The following is a 13,968-nucleotide window of genomic DNA, read 5'->3' as shown; positions in this document are numbered from 1 at the left end:
GCGGCGGGGAGACGTTGCGGCTTCTCGATCAGGCCGTGCTCCTTCAGGCTCGGCAGCGCGGCAATGTGCTCGTTCAGCGTCGTCACCTGGAACGCCACCGACCGCGGATTGTAGCCGTCGAGCACGGCGAGGTCGCGCACCGGCGCCAGGATCGGCGCCAGCAGATAACGCGAACGGTAGGTGATCTGGCAATCCACCAGCGTCAGGAGAATGTCGAGATCCTCGTCGCCGGCCTCGTCATAGGCGAATTGCCGCGTGAAGCGCGTGGTATTGATGGCGCGTTCGATGCGGCGTCCGATGTCGAGGAAGCGCCAGCCGGCGGCGCGATTCATGTTCTCCTGCGCGAGGCCTGCGAAACTCGCAAGCTCCTGCAGGGTCAGCTCGGCTGCGCTCAACACGCTGTCGTCGTCCTCGACCTCGTAGGCCAAACGCTCGGCCATCTCGGTGATGACCTGCCAGGCATCGGGCGACAGCCGCTCGCGCAAGGAGGTCGCCGTGCGCTGGGCTGCGCGCACCAGCGACAGCGCCGAGCCGAAACGCTCCTCGCCCTGCAACGCCTCCGCAGTGATGCGCCCGGCAGCCGCCCGCGACGTCTGCGAGATCGCGCCCCAGGCCACCAGCAGGCGCTGGATGCGTTCGGCCGATTGCGCCGAGGCCGCGGTACCCTTGTTGGGCCCGCTCGGCGAGCCCAGCGCGCGGACCAGCCGCAGCGTCGCCTCGGCGCGTTCGAGATAGCGGCCGAGCCAGAACAGATTGTCGGCGGCACGGCTCGGCAGCACGCCGGCGATGCGGCGGATGCGTACCTTGTCGGTCGCCGGCAGCAGCGTCGCGGTCGGGACCTGCTTGTCGGAGACCACCCAGACGTCGGCGGCACGCGCGCCGTCGCCCATCGACACCGCGCGCGCATCGGCCTGCTCGGCGATCCGGCAGAATCCGCCGGGCATGATGGCCCAGCCATCGGGCGTGGCGGCCGCGAACACGCGCAGCACGAAAGGACGCGGGGTGAGCAGGCCCTGCTCCCACACCGGCATGGTCGAGAGCCGCACCACTTCCTGGCCGACATAGTCCATGCCGCGCGCGGTGATGGCGTCGACCAGGCGCTGGCGGTCGGCGGCATCCAGCTCGCTCGCGAGCACCGGACCATTGCTGTCGAAGCCGGGAACGCCGCGCCGGTAGGCGCCTTCGATCGCGACCTCGTCGAGCCGCGCCAGCACCTCGTCGCGCGCCGCGCGCTGGCCGCACCACCAGGTCGCGATGTGCGGCATCTTCAGGTCTTCGCCGAGCAGGCGTCGGCTCAGCGCCGGCAGGAAGCCGAGCAGCGCCCGCGCCTCCAATACGCCCGAGCCCGGCATGTTGGCGACGACGACGCCGTCCTTGCGCAGCACATCGATCAGGCCGGGAACGCCGAGCCGCGAGGAGGCATCGAGTTCGAGCGGATCGAGCGAGTTGGAATCCACCCGCCGCAAGAGCACATCCAGCCGCTTCAGGCCGGCGACGGTACGGATGTGGACGCGGTTGTCGCTGACCGCGAGGTCGTCGCCCTCGACCAGCAGGAAGCCGAGATAGCGCGCCAGCGTCGCATGCTCGAAATAGGTCTCGCTGAAGCTGCCGGGGGTGAGCACGCCGATCCGCGGCTCGTCGCGGTCGGCGCGCGCACGAAGGCTGTCGCGGAACGCCTCGAAGAACGGCGCGACACGCGGCACGTTCATCGACTTGTAGAGGTCGGAGAAGGCGCGCGAGAGCACCAGGCGGTTCTCCAGCGCGTAGCCCGCGCCCGATGGCGCCTGGGTGCGGTCGCCGAGCACCCACCAGCGGCCGTCGGGGCCGCGGCCGACATCGGCGGCATAGAGCGAGAGATAGCGCCCGCCCGGCGGCGGTACGCCGCAGACGGCACGGAGATATTCGGGGCTGCCGGCGATCGCGGCCGCCGGCAGCGCTCCTTCGGCAACGAGCCGGCCCTCGCCATAGATGTCGCGCAGCACCCGCTCCAGCAGATCGGCGCGCTGGGTGATGCCGGCGCAAAGCTGCTGCCAGTCGGCCTCATCGATCAAAAGCGGCAGATGGCTGATCGACCAGGGCCGGTCGGCGCTGTCGCCGGGCGCGCGGTAGGTGACGCCGGCCTCGCGGAGATGGCGGTCGGCCATGCCGAAACGCCGCTCGATCTCGTCGGGCGCCAGCGCGCCAAAGGCATCGAAGAAGCGGCTCCAGACCGCGCGCGGGGCGCCGTCCGGGCCCAAGAACTCGTCGGGGATACCGGGCAGGCGGCTATAGTCGCGGACCCATTGCGCGAGGCGGCGCCGGGCTTCACGCTGATCTTGCGCCTTTCCCGCCTTGTCGTCCTGTTCGGCTGCGCCCTCGCCCATGCGCGTCTCCTTGCCCCCGCATTCTACTCATTGCAGGAGCGGGGTCCGCAAGTCGAGGGTCAACGGAAACTCATTTGTGCGTTCCTCGGGCGGCGGCTGCATCGGACCCGGGGTATGGCCGTGGTCCTGGAAGCGCGCCAGCCGCCGCGCCTCGGCCTCATAGGTGTTGACCGGCTTGGTGTCGTAGCTGCGGCCGCCGGGATGGGCGACGTGATAGACGCAGCCGCCGAGCGAGCGGCCGTTCCAGGTGTCGATCAGATCAAAGGTCAGGGGCGCGTGAACGGGGATGGTCGGGTGCAGGCCGGAGGCCGGCTGCCAGGCCTTGAAGCGGACGCCGGCCACGGCCTCCGCCGAGCGGCCGCTCGGGGTCATCGGCAGGCGGCGACCGTTGCAGGTCACGATGTGGCGGCCTTCGACGAAGCCCTCCGCCTTGACCTGGAGCCGCTCGACCGATGAATCGACATAGCGCACGGTGCCGCCGGCCGAGCCCTCCTCGCCGAGCACGTGCCAGGGCTCCAGCGCCTGGCGCAGCTCCAGCGTCACGCCGCCATGATGAACCCGGCCGAAGGCGGGAAAGCGGAACTCGAGCTGGGCCAGATACCATTCCGGCTCGAACGGATAGCCTGATTGCTTCAGCTCGGTGAGCACGTCCTGAAAATCTTCCCAGATGAAATGCGGCAGCATGAACCGGTCGTGCAGCGCGGTGCCCCAGCGCACGAACTTGCCTCCCAGCGGCTCGCGCCAGAACTTCGCGATCAGCGCGCGGATCAGGAGCTGCTGCGCCAGCGACATGCGCGGATCCGGCGGCATCTCGAGCGCGCGGAATTCGACCAGGCCGAGCCGCCCCGTGGGCCCTTCCGGCGAATAGAGCTTGTCGATGCAGATCTCGGCGCGGTGGGTGTTACCGGTGATGTCGACAAGCAGATGACGGAACAGCCGGTCCACCAGCCAGAGCGGCGTCTGATAGCCCGGCGGCGGCACGTGCGAGAGCGCGATCTCGAGTTCGTAGATGCTGTCGTGCCGGGCTTCGTCGATGCGCGGTGCCTGGCTGGTCGGGCCGATGAACAGGCCGGAGAAGAAATAGGACAGCGACGGATGGCGCTGCCAGTACAAGACCAGACTCTTCAAGAGATCGGGCCGGCGCAGGAACGGCGAGTCCTGTGGGCTGGAGCCGCCGACCACGACGTGATTGCCGCCGCCGGTGCCGGTGTGACGGCCATCGACCAAGAAGCGGTTGGCGCCGAGTCGCACCTTCGCTGCATCCTCGTAGAGTCCGGAGGTGATCTCCACCGCGTCGCGCCAGCTCTTCGCCGGCTGGATGTTGATCTCGATGACACCAGGGTCGGGCGTAACCTTGATCACCTCGATGCGCGGATCGAACGGCGGCGGATAGCCCTCGACATGGACCTGTAGCTGCATCTCCTCCGCGGTGGCTTCGAGCACGGCAACCAGTTCGAGATAGTCCTCGATGCGCTCGACCGGCGGCATGAAGGCGCAGAGCACGCCGTCGCGGACTTCGACCGACATCGCGGTGCGCACCGGGACGGAGGTGTTGAGATGCTCGGGCGCGGCCCGTGGCGGGGATTCCGGACGCGCGGCGAGCGTGAACACCGGCAGCTTGTCCCGCGCCGCCATCGGGTCCTGCTCGACGATGTAGGGATATTGGTTGGGCGGGACGTAACCGAGCGACCCGATCGGCAGGCGCAGGCCGAGAGGCGAATCGCCGGGCATCAGGAACAGATGATTGCGCCGGAGTTGCCATCGCTCGCTGCGCCAGCGCGGCGGAGCGTTCCAGCGCTGCACCGGCAGCACGAAGCCGCGCGGTGTGTTGAGGCCCTCGTTGAACACGCGCGCCATCCGCGCGCGGGCTTCCGGATCCGATAGTTTGGAATCGGAGGGGTCGACGTTGACGGGGAGCTCAGCCTCCTTCTGGAGCCAGTACGCGGCATCCTCATACGCCGGCATGATGTAGCCGGCATCGAGGCCGAGCCGGGCCGCCGTGCCTTCCATGAAGGCCTCGGCGTCCTTCACCTCGGCGCGGCGCGGATTCTCGATCTTGGCGATGAGGTCGGCGTTCTTCCAGATCGGCACGCCGTCCTTGCGCCAGTAGAGGCCGAAGGCCCAGCGCGGCAGGCTCTCGCCCGGATACCATTTGCCCTGGCCGTAATGCAGCAGGCCGCCCGGCGCGAAGCGCGTGCGCAAGCGGCGGATCAGGTCGTCGCCGAGCGCCCGCTTGGTCGGGCCGACGGCTTCCGTATTCCACTCGCCCGCCTCGAGATCGTCGACCGAGACGAAGGTCGGCTCGCCGCCCATGGTGAGGCGTACGTCCTGGCTCGCGAGATCGCCGTCGACCTGCTCGCCGAGATCGTTGAGCCGCGCCCAGGATTCGTCGGAGAACGGTTTTGTGATGCGCGGCGCTTCGCGGATGCGGCGGACGCTCATGTCGAAGGCAAACTCGACCTCGGCAAAGCCGGCCCCACCGGAGATCGGCGCCGCCGAGCGATAATGTGGCGTGGCAGCGACCGGGATGTGCCCCTCGCCCGCGAGCATGCCGGAGGTCGCGTCGAATCCGATCCAGCCCGCGCCCGGCAGATAGACCTCGGCCCAGGCGTGCAGATCGGTGAAATCGTTCTCGACTTCGGGCGGTCCCTCGATCGGATCGATGTCGGGACGGATCTGGATCAGATAGCCGGAGACGAAGCGGGCGGCGAGGCCGAGATGGCGAAACGTCTGGATCAGCAGCCAGGCAGAGTCGCGACACGATCCTGCGCAGGAGGCAAGCGTCTCTTCCGGCGTCTGCACGCCCGGCTCCATGCGGATGATGTAGCGGACCTTCTTCTGGAGCTCGCGATTGAGCTCGACCAGGAAGTTGACTGTGTTCGGAGCTTCCTGCGGGATCGAGTCGAGAAATTTGGAGAACAGGCGATCGGGCTTGATGGTCTCGAGATAAGGCGCGAGCTCGGTCTTCAGGTCCTTCGGATAGTCGAATGGAAAACTGTCGGCATAGGGCTCGACGAAGAAGTCGAACGGGTTGACCACGGTCATCTGCGCCGTGAAGTCGACCTCGAATTTCAGCTCGGTGGTCTTCTCCGGAAAGACATAGCGCGCGAGCCAGTTGCCTTGCGGGTCCTGCTGCCAGTTCACGAAATGATTGGAGGGCGTGACCTTGAGCGAATAGCTCAGGATCGGCGTGCGGGTATGCGGCGCCGGCCGCAGCCGGATGGTCTGCGGGCCAAGGTCGATCGGGCGGTCGTATTTGTAGTGCGTGACGTGGTGTAATGCGACGTAGATCGACACGGGGTGCGATGCTCCAGCAGCTTTTTTGAGCAGAACACCTGAGCTCAGCGCGATCAAGCACTAACAACGGGCAGAGGGTGCCTAGGAAGTATCCCTGCGATGGCATTCGACGTCATAATTCAGCGCGATGATCATTCCACAGCGTCATGGCCGGGCTCGTCCCGGCCATCCACGGCCTTCGTTTGCCGCGCCAAAGAACGTGGATGCCCGGGACAAGCCCGGGCATGACGACCTTTTTTGGGAAACGTTACGCCGCCGAGGTCAGCCGCTGCAAAAACTGCGTCACCTCGCGGCGGAGCGTCTCGACTTCGCCGTGGACGCGCTCGGAGGCGCTGTTGACGCGGCTGGCAACGCGGCCCGTATCGGCGGCGGCTTCGCTGATGCCGGTGACGTTGGAGGACACCTGCGAGGTGCCGGCGGAAGCTTCGTGAACGTTGCGGGCGATCTCGCGTGTCGCAGCCCCCTGCTGCTCGATGGAAGCCGCAATCGAGGCGGTGATGCCGTTGATCTCGGCGATGGTCTGCGCGATCGCTTCGACGGCCGCAACCGAATTAGTGGTCGATTGCTGCATCTCGCCGACCTTGGCGCTGATCTCCTCGGTCGCTTTCGCGGTCTGGTTGGCGAGGCTCTTGACCTCGGAGGCCACCACCGCGAAGCCGCGGCCGGCCTCGCCCGCACGGGCGGCCTCGATCGTGGCGTTGAGCGCCAGGAGGTTGGTCTGCTCGGCGATTTCGCTGATCAGCTTGACGACGTCGCCGATCTGCATCGCGGCGCCCGCAAGCATGCGGATCTCGCTGCCGGCGCGATTGGCTTCGTTCACCGCCCGCCCGGTGCTCGCGGTCGAGCCGGCCACCTGGCGGTTGATCTCGGCGATCGATGAGGCGAGTTGCTCCGCGGCGCTGGCAACGGTGGCGACGTTGCGTGAAGCCTGGTCGGACGCACTGAGCACGCCGGAGGTCTCCTGGCTGGTCTTCTCCGCCGCCGCCGCCATCCGCCCGGCATCGGATTCGAGATCGGTCGCGGCGCCCATGAGGCCGCCTGCAACCGCGTCGAGATGCGTGCCGAACTCCCGCGCGAGGCCGGCGATCTCCACAACGCGGCGGCCAAGGCTGTCGGTGCCGGCATTGATGACGACCGCCGAGCGGCGGAACGAGCCGGGCAGCCCCCGCGCGAGGATCTTGCGGAAATACTTGCCGCGGCTCGCATAGTCCATCGAAGCCGAAGCCTCGCGGACGAAGGCGTCGGCGATGTCGAGCATGTCGTTGACGGATTTCTGGATCGTCCCGATCCGCCCGGCCTGCCGCTCGCTCAGGATGCGCGCATCCAGATCGCCATGCGCCGCCTTGCGGCACACATCGGCGATCTCATCGACGGCCACGGCCGTGCGATGCTGGCACCACACGGCATAGCCGAGCAGCACCACCGTCGTGCCGAGCAAGGCGGCACCTGTGATTCCGGTCACACCGAGAAGTGAGAGAACGAACGCGACGATGGCAACAACACACGCGAGCGCGGTCGCTCCCTGCGCCTTAGAGAGAGAGCACAAATTCATCGTAACCGACACCCTGTTGCTTGAGCAGCCCGACCATCGCCTCGAAGCTCGCATGCATGCCGTCCTTGGCATTGGCATGCCGCGCCTCTTCCGCGCACAGCGTCCTGTAGATCGGCTTGATGCGCTCGATCTGCGCTGGATCCGGCTTACGGCGGTTGGAGTGATAGCCGACGATATTGCCGCGCTCGTCGAATGTCGGCGTGACGTGGGCGAACACCCAGTAATGGCTGCCGTCCTTGGCCAGATTGACGACGTAGGCGAAGATCTCCTGCTTGGATTGGAGCGTGTCCCACAGCAGCTTGAAGACGGCGCGCGGCATGTCGGGATGGCGGATCAGGCTGTGGGGAGCGCCCATCAGCTCATTCCACGAGTACTTCGCCATCCGGATGAAGACATCATTGGCGTAGGTGATGCGGCCCTTGAGATCGGTCTTCGATACAATCAGCTCCTCCTCACCGAGGAGATTTTCCACCCCAGTGGGACGTATCGCTTGCATCGGCTCGATCCTTCAAAGCCGGCCACGCGACGGTGCGGAGCCGTATCGGGCTCTGTCTACGGCAACAGTGTTAATCAGGTGTAAGCCGGGGAACCCTTGCGAGCGACGCTCACCTCCGTATCACTACGTAGCGAACCATTGTTGCATGCGTCGAATCACATGCGGATGCCGCAATTGGCCGCGAGCGACGATTGCCGGCTGCTTCTGATTGCGTTGCGCGACCGCGCTCGCCCAGCGCGACTACATCGTCGCGCCGAGCACCCAGGGCGCGAATTCGGCGCCGCCGAAATCGAAGCTCTCGCTCTTGGTCGGCTGTCCCGAGGCTGTCTTGAGGATGAGATCGAAGATGCGCTGGCCGCATTGCGCAACGCTCTCCTCGCCTTCGAGGATGGTGCCGCAATTGACGTCCATGTCCTCTTCCATGCGCTTGTACATGGGGGTGTTGGTGGCGAGCTTGATCGAGGGCGCCGGCTTGCAGCCGAACACGCTGCCGCGGCCCGTGGTGAAGCAGACCAGATTGGCGCCGCCGGCGACCTGTCCGGTCGCAGCCACAGGATCGTAACCGGGCGTGTCCATGAAGACGAAGCCCTTCTTGGTGACGGGCTCGGCGTAGCGCAGCACCTCGACGAGGTTGGTGGTGCCGGCCTTCGCCATCGCGCCGAGCGATTTTTCCAGGATCGTGGTGAGGCCGCCGGCCTTGTTGCCGGGGCTGGGATTGGCGTTCATCTCGGCGCCTTCGCGCGCGGTGTACTCGTCCCACCAGCGCATCAGGTCGACCAGCTTCTCGCCGACCTCGCGGCTGACGGCACGGCGAGTGAGCAGGTGCTCGGCGCCGTAGGTCTCCGGCGTCTCCGACAGGATCACGGTGCCGCCATGACGCACGATGAGGTCGCTCGCCGCGCCGAGCGCTGGATTGGCGGAAACGCCGGAATAGCCGTCCGAGCCGCCGCATTGCAGCGCCACGGTGAGCTCGCTCGCGGGCACCGTCTCGCGCTTCACCTTGTCAGCGTCGGCGAGCGCCTCGCGCACGAAGGCGATGCCCGCCTCCACCGTCTTCCGAGTGCCGCCGACCTCCTGGATGTCCATCGCACGCAGGCGGCCGGCGAGCTTCTGCTCTTCCATCAGGCCGCCGATCTGGTTCACCTCGCAGCCGAGGCCGAGCACGATGACGTGGGAGAAGTTGACGTGCCGCGCATAGCCGCCCAGCGTGCGGCGGAGCAGCGCCAGCGGCTCGTTCTGCGTCATGCCGCAGCCGGTCTTGTGGGTCAGCGCCACGACGCCGTCGACATTGGGGAAGTCGGCCAGCGGATTGTCGCCGGTGAAGGGATTTTTCTTGAAGACGTCGGCGACGAGGCTCGCGACATGCGCGCTGCAGTTCACCGAGGTGAGAATGCCGATATAGTTGCGCGTGGCGACGCGACCGTCCGGTCGGCGGATGCCTTCGAAGGTCGCCGGCAGGTCGAAATTCGGCGTCGGCCTGACGTCGGCGCAATAGGCATAGTCCTTGGCGAAATCGCCCATGCCGCAGTTCTGGGTGTGCACGTGCTGGCCCGGCGCGATGGCCTGGGTGGCAAAGCCGATGATCTGACCGTAGCGCCTGATCGGCTCGCCAACGGCGATCGGCTTGATCGCGACCTTGTGGCCGGAGGGAATGCGGTCGACCGTGGATACGCCCTCGGCCACCAATGTTCCGGGCGGCAGGCTGGCGCGCGCGATCAGCACGCCATCATCGGGATGCAGGCGGATGACGGGGCTGATGGTCATGCGAGGTCTCCTTCGGAGGCGAGTAGCGAATGGTGAGTAGCGAATGGAAAAAGGGAGTAGCCCTATTCGCTACTCCCCATTCGCCATTCGCGAGAGATCTTACGCCTTGCCGCCCGAATCCTTGCGGGTCGCATTGACCTGCATCTTGGCGTAGGTCGTCATCAGGCCGACCTCGTTGGACAGCGTCACCAGCTTGAAGCCCATGTTGATGGCGCGCGCCGCGCCTTCGGCGCCGCTGCAATGGATGCCCGGATTGAGGCCGCGCTTGCCGCACTCCTTGATGATCTTCTCGTAGATCGCGAGGATCTCGGGTTCGCTGCGATCGAGCTTGGGCTCGAGGCCGTAGGAGAAGCCGAGATCGGACGGGCCGATATAGACGCCGTCGATGCCCTCGACGTCGAGGATCGCTTCCATGTTCTCGACCGCCGTTCTGGTCTCCATCATCGGCAGCAGCACGATCTCGTCGTTGGCCGTCTTCTGATAGGAGCCCGCAGTGCCGTACATGCCGGCGCGGATCGGGCCGTTGGAGCGCACGCCCTTCGGCGGATATTTGGAATAGGAGACGAGGTTCCGGGCTTCCTGCGGCGTGTTGACCATCGGGCAGATCACGCCATAGGCGCCGCCATCGAGCACCTTGCCGATGATGCCCGGCTCGTTCCAGGGCACGCGGACCATCGGCGTGATCGGATGCTTGTCCATGGCCTGGAAGCACTGCACCATCGAGAGATAGTCCTGCACGCCATGCTGCATGTCGACCGTGACGCTGTCGAAGCCGCATTGCGCGACCATCTCGGCCGAAAAGCCGGAGGGAATTGCCAGCCACGCGTTGACGACGGCCTTGCCCGACTTCCAGATCTCTTTGACTTTGTTCGCCACGTTGCCTTTCCTTCCCTGTTGCTCTCACTCGCCGCTGATCGGGTTGGGCCGCACTTTGAGCGAAAATAAGCGTGAATGTCCATGGCTCTCGCCGCGCACGCACGCATATCTGGGTTCACCCCTCGGCTATTGTCTCATCCGCGCTTCCGAGCCCCGCCAGACTCTGTTCGAGCTCGCCGAGCATCTCCTGCAACTCCGCGAGCTTGCGCGCGCCAAAGCGGCGCGTGATCTCGGCATAGATCGCCTCCGAGGTCGGCGCCACCGAGGCCATCAGCTTCACCCCCTCCTTCGAGATGGAGACCATGCTGCGGCGCTGGTCCGCTTTCGCGGTCCGGCGCTCGATCAGGTTGCGCGCCTCGAGATCGCGCAGGATGCGAGACAGGCTCGGCCCGAGCAGGAACGCCGTGCGCGCGAGTTCCGTGACCTCGGCCGCCTCGATGGCCGCGAGTGCGCGCAGGATGCGCCATTGCTGCTCGGTCAAGCCGTGCTCGCGCAGCGAGGGACGAAACTGCCGCATCACCGCCTCGCGGGCGCGCAGCAGCGACATCGGCAGCGAGCGCGAGAAGTCGCGCATCGGCACCTGCCGTGCGGCGGGCGCGCTTCCGTTGGCGGGATCGGCGGATCTCTTGGTCATGACGCCCTTTCAGACCGCAAACCGTTTGCAGTGCAGCAAGCCGAAATTGTGTTTGACGCATTCACTTAACATGTTAAGCATCTCCCGGCACCACGATTTGTAAGATCACGGATGGCGCTTTCCAACGACGATATCCAGGCTTGCGCGAGGCGTCTGCACCAGGCGGAGAAGACCTGCACGCAGATCCGGCAGCTCTCGCAGGACTTCCCGAACATCACCATCGCGGACGCCTACGCGATTCAGAAGGCCTGGATCGACGTCAAGATCGCCGAGGGACGCGTGGTGAAAGGCCACAAGATCGGCCTGACCTCGAAGGCGATGCAGAGCGCGCTTGACATCGACGAGCCGGATTCCGGCGTGCTGCTCGACGACATGTTCTTTGCCGACGGCGGGATCATTCCGACAGAGCGCTTCATCGCCACGCGCGTCGAGGCCGAGCTCGCCTTCGTCATGAGCAAGCGGCTCTCAGGCCCCGACTGCACGATGTTCGACGTGCTCAACGCCACCGACTTCGTGGTGCCGGCGCTGGAGATTCTGGACACGCGGATCGAGCGCGTCGACCCCGCGACCAAGGCGACCCGAAAGATCTTCGACACCATCGCCGACAATGCGGCGAATGCCGGCATCGTGCTCGGGGGACGGCCGATCCGTCCGCTGGATGCTGACCTGCGCTGGATCGGCGCGCTCTGCTTCAAGAACGGCCAGCTGGAAGAGACAGGCCTTGCCGCCGGCGTGCTCAATCATCCCGCCACGGCGGTGGCTTGGCTCGCCAACAAGATCGCGCCGCTCGGCCTTGCGCTGGAGCCCGGCCAAATCGTGCTCGCCGGCTCCTTCATCCGTCCGATCGAGACCCGCAAGGGCGACACAATTCAGGCCGATTATGGCGCCTACGGCTCGGTCAGCTGCTACTTCGCTTAAGGCGAACAAGAAGACAGGGAGTGAAACCGCGATGCCGCATTTCACGATCGAATATTCGGCCAACCTCGATGGCCGTCTCGACATCGCAGCGGTGTGCGAGGTCGTGCGCAAGGCGGCGGTCGAGACCGGCATCTTCCCGCTCGGCGGCATCCGCGTCCGCGCCATCCGCTGCGAGCACTATGCGATCGCGGATAGCAGGCAGGACTACGGCTTTCTCGACATGGTGCTGCGCATCGGCGAGGGCCGCGACCTCAAGACGCGCCAGAAGGCCGGCGAGCACGTGTTCCAGGCGCTCTCGAGACATCTCGATCCCGTCTTCGCCGCCGGCAAGTTCGCTCTGTCGTTCGACATGCAGATCAACGACAAGGACGTGAGCTGGAAGCGCAACAACATCCACGACGCCCTGAAAGCGGAGGCCGCCCATGGATAAGCCCGCGCCGAAAGCAGACGTGTTCCAGGCCAACCGCGACCGCGTCGCGCCGCTGTTGAAGACGCTGCGCGCCGACGGCATCGGCCACATGATCGACGGCAAGGTCGTCGCCTCGATCTCGGGCGAAACGTTCGAGACGAAGTCGCCGGTCGATGGCGCAACGCTCGCCAGCGTCGCGCGCGGCGATGCGGAGGATATCGACGCTGCGGCAACCGCCGCCGCGCTGGCCTTCAAGTCCTGGCGCGACATGGGGCCTGCGATGCGGCGCAAGCTGCTGCATCGCGTCGCCGATGCGATCGAGGACAATGCCGAGGACATCGCCGTGCTCGAATGCATCGACACCGGCCAGGCCTATCGCTTCATGGCCAAGGCCGCGATCCGCGCCGCCGAGAATTTCCGCTTCTTCGCCGACAGATGCGCCGAGGCACGGGACGGCCTCAACACGCCGAGCGACGAGCACTGGAACATCTCGACGCGCGTGCCGATCGGTCCCGTCGGCGTGATCACGCCCTGGAATACGCCGTTCATGCTCTCGACCTGGAAGATCGCCCCTGCCCTTGCCGCGGGCTGCACCGTCGTGCACAAGCCGGCGGAATGGTCGCCGGTGACGGCTTCCATTCTGGCGAAGCTCGTCAAGGAAGCCGGCGTTCCCGATGGCGTGCTCAACACCGTCCACGGCCTCGGCGAAGAGGCCGGCAAGGCGCTGACCGAGCATCCCGCCATCAAGGCAATCGGCTTCGTCGGCGAGAGCGCGACCGGCTCGGCGATCATGATCCAGGGCGCGCCGACGCTGAAGCGCGTGCATTTCGAGCTCGGCGGCAAGAACCCGGTGATCGTGTTCGATGATGCCGATCTCGACCGCGCGCTCGATGCCGTCGTGTTCATGATCTACTCGCTCAACGGCGAGCGCTGCACCTCGTCGAGCCGCCTGCTGATCCAGGCCAGCATCGCCGAGACATTCGTGGAGAAGCTGACGGCGCGCGTGAAGGCGCTGAAGGTCGGCCATCCCCTCGATCCCTCAACCGAGATCGGGCCGCTGATCCACGAGCGGCATCTCGCCAAGGTCTGCTCCTATTTCGACGTCGCGCGTCAGGACGGCGCGACCATCGCGGTCGGCGGCAAGGCCTATGACGGCCCGGGCGGCGGACATTATGTCGAGCCGACGCTGGTCACCGGCGCGCACGGCAAGATGCGCGTGGCGCAGGAAGAGGTGTTCGGCCCCTTCCTCACGGTGCTGCCGTTCCGGGATGAGGCGGACGCGATCGAGATCGCCAACGACATCCGCTATGGCCTCACCGGCTATGTCTGGACCAACGACATGGGACGGGCGCTCCGTGTGGCGGACGCACTGGAGGCCGGCATGATCTGGCTCAATTCGGAAAACGTCCGCCACCTGCCGACGCCATTCGGCGGCATGAAAGCCTCGGGCATCGGCCGCGACGGCGGCGATTATTCGTTCGACTTCTACATGGAGACCAAGCACGTCTCGCTGGCGCGGGGCACGCACAAGATTCAGAAGCTGGGAATTTAGCACCGTCGTCGTTCCGGGACGATGCGAAGCATCGGACCCGGAACCTCGAGATTCCGGGTTCGGTCCTCCGGACCGCCCCGGAATGACGGGGCCTAACGAGGGGAAAC

10 protein-coding genes are annotated in these 13,968 nt (G+C 66.2%); 3 read left to right on the top strand and 7 right to left on the bottom strand.

The genetic code is table 11. The features are described from left to right. From IC50_RS21420 to hpaR, 7 genes are all read right to left on the bottom strand, one after another. On the bottom strand, positions 1 to 2,363 hold a 2,363-nt coding region (locus tag IC50_RS21420), incomplete at its 3' end, for a circularly permuted type 2 ATP-grasp protein (protein ID WP_035709298.1). A gap of 27 nt (positions 2,364 to 2,390) precedes the next feature. Next, positions 2,391 to 5,660, bottom strand: a complete 3,270-nt coding sequence (locus tag IC50_RS21415; protein ID WP_035709295.1) for a transglutaminase family protein — start codon at positions 5,658 to 5,660, stop codon at positions 2,391 to 2,393. A gap of 247 nt (positions 5,661 to 5,907) precedes the next feature. Continuing rightward, positions 5,908 to 7,212 carry a methyl-accepting chemotaxis protein gene (locus tag IC50_RS21410; protein ID WP_035709292.1) on the bottom strand — a complete coding sequence of 435 codons (1,305 nt, stop codon included), beginning with the start codon at positions 7,210 to 7,212 and terminating at the stop codon, positions 5,908 to 5,910. Beyond that, on the bottom strand, positions 7,190 to 7,708 hold the full coding sequence (locus IC50_RS21405; RefSeq protein ID WP_035709289.1) for a PAS domain-containing protein: 519 nt from the start codon (positions 7,706 to 7,708) through the stop codon (positions 7,190 to 7,192). The genes IC50_RS21410 and IC50_RS21405 overlap by 23 nt, the downstream gene beginning before the upstream one ends. Positions 7,709 to 7,948: 240 nt before the next feature. Further along, positions 7,949 to 9,472, bottom strand: a complete 1,524-nt coding sequence (locus tag IC50_RS21400) for a UxaA family hydrolase (RefSeq protein ID WP_035709286.1) — start codon at positions 9,470 to 9,472, stop codon at positions 7,949 to 7,951. Between the two features lie 99 nt (positions 9,473 to 9,571). Next, a complete protein-coding gene (locus tag IC50_RS21395; protein ID WP_035709283.1) occupies positions 9,572 to 10,348 on the bottom strand; it encodes an HpcH/HpaI aldolase family protein in 777 nt (258 codons plus the stop codon). Between the two features lie 115 nt (positions 10,349 to 10,463). Then, entirely contained in the window at positions 10,464 to 10,982 is a 519-nt protein-coding gene (gene hpaR / locus IC50_RS21390; protein ID WP_035709278.1) for a homoprotocatechuate degradation operon regulator HpaR, read from the bottom strand. A gap of 111 nt (positions 10,983 to 11,093) precedes the next feature. Here hpaR and hpaH point away from each other — a divergent pair, with 111 nt between their 5' ends. From hpaH to hpaE, 3 genes are read left to right on the top strand one after another with little or no spacing between them, the layout of a single operon-like run. Then, positions 11,094 to 11,900 (top strand): 2-oxo-hept-4-ene-1,7-dioate hydratase, encoded by an 807-nt coding sequence (hpaH, locus tag IC50_RS21385; RefSeq protein ID WP_035709276.1) that lies wholly within the window; start codon positions 11,094 to 11,096, stop codon positions 11,898 to 11,900. 31 nt (positions 11,901 to 11,931) lie between these two features. Continuing rightward, positions 11,932 to 12,330, top strand: coding sequence for a 5-carboxymethyl-2-hydroxymuconate Delta-isomerase (locus tag IC50_RS21380; RefSeq protein ID WP_035709274.1), 399 nt, complete (start codon positions 11,932 to 11,934; stop codon positions 12,328 to 12,330). After that, positions 12,323 to 13,861, top strand: a complete 1,539-nt coding sequence (gene hpaE / locus IC50_RS21375) for a 5-carboxymethyl-2-hydroxymuconate semialdehyde dehydrogenase (protein ID WP_035709272.1) — start codon at positions 12,323 to 12,325, stop codon at positions 13,859 to 13,861. The genes IC50_RS21380 and hpaE overlap by 8 nt, the downstream gene beginning before the upstream one ends. Positions 13,862 to 13,968 lie beyond the last annotated feature (107 nt).

The sequence above is a fragment of the Bradyrhizobium genomosp. I (2014) genome (assembly GCF_000261685.1).
Taxonomy (GTDB): Bacteria; Pseudomonadota; Alphaproteobacteria; order Rhizobiales; family Xanthobacteraceae; genus Bradyrhizobium.
This window is presented reverse-complemented; position numbering and strand designations above follow the sequence as displayed.

Coding starts and splice junctions, on each gene's coding strand:
- IC50_RS21410 (WP_035709292.1), bottom strand. CDS start 7,212: ATGAATTTGTGCTCTCTCTCTAAGGCGCAGGGAGCGACCGCGCTCGCG.
- IC50_RS21405 (WP_035709289.1), bottom strand. CDS start 7,708: ATGCAAGCGATACGTCCCACTGGGGTGGAAAATCTCCTCGGTGAGGAG.
- IC50_RS21400 (WP_035709286.1), bottom strand. CDS start 9,472: ATGACCATCAGCCCCGTCATCCGCCTGCATCCCGATGATGGCGTGCTG.
- hpaR (WP_035709278.1), bottom strand. CDS start 10,982: ATGACCAAGAGATCCGCCGATCCCGCCAACGGAAGCGCGCCCGCCGCA.
- hpaH (WP_035709276.1), top strand. CDS start 11,094: ATGGCGCTTTCCAACGACGATATCCAGGCTTGCGCGAGGCGTCTGCAC.
- IC50_RS21380 (WP_035709274.1), top strand. CDS start 11,932: ATGCCGCATTTCACGATCGAATATTCGGCCAACCTCGATGGCCGTCTC.
- hpaE (WP_035709272.1), top strand. CDS start 12,323: ATGGATAAGCCCGCGCCGAAAGCAGACGTGTTCCAGGCCAACCGCGAC.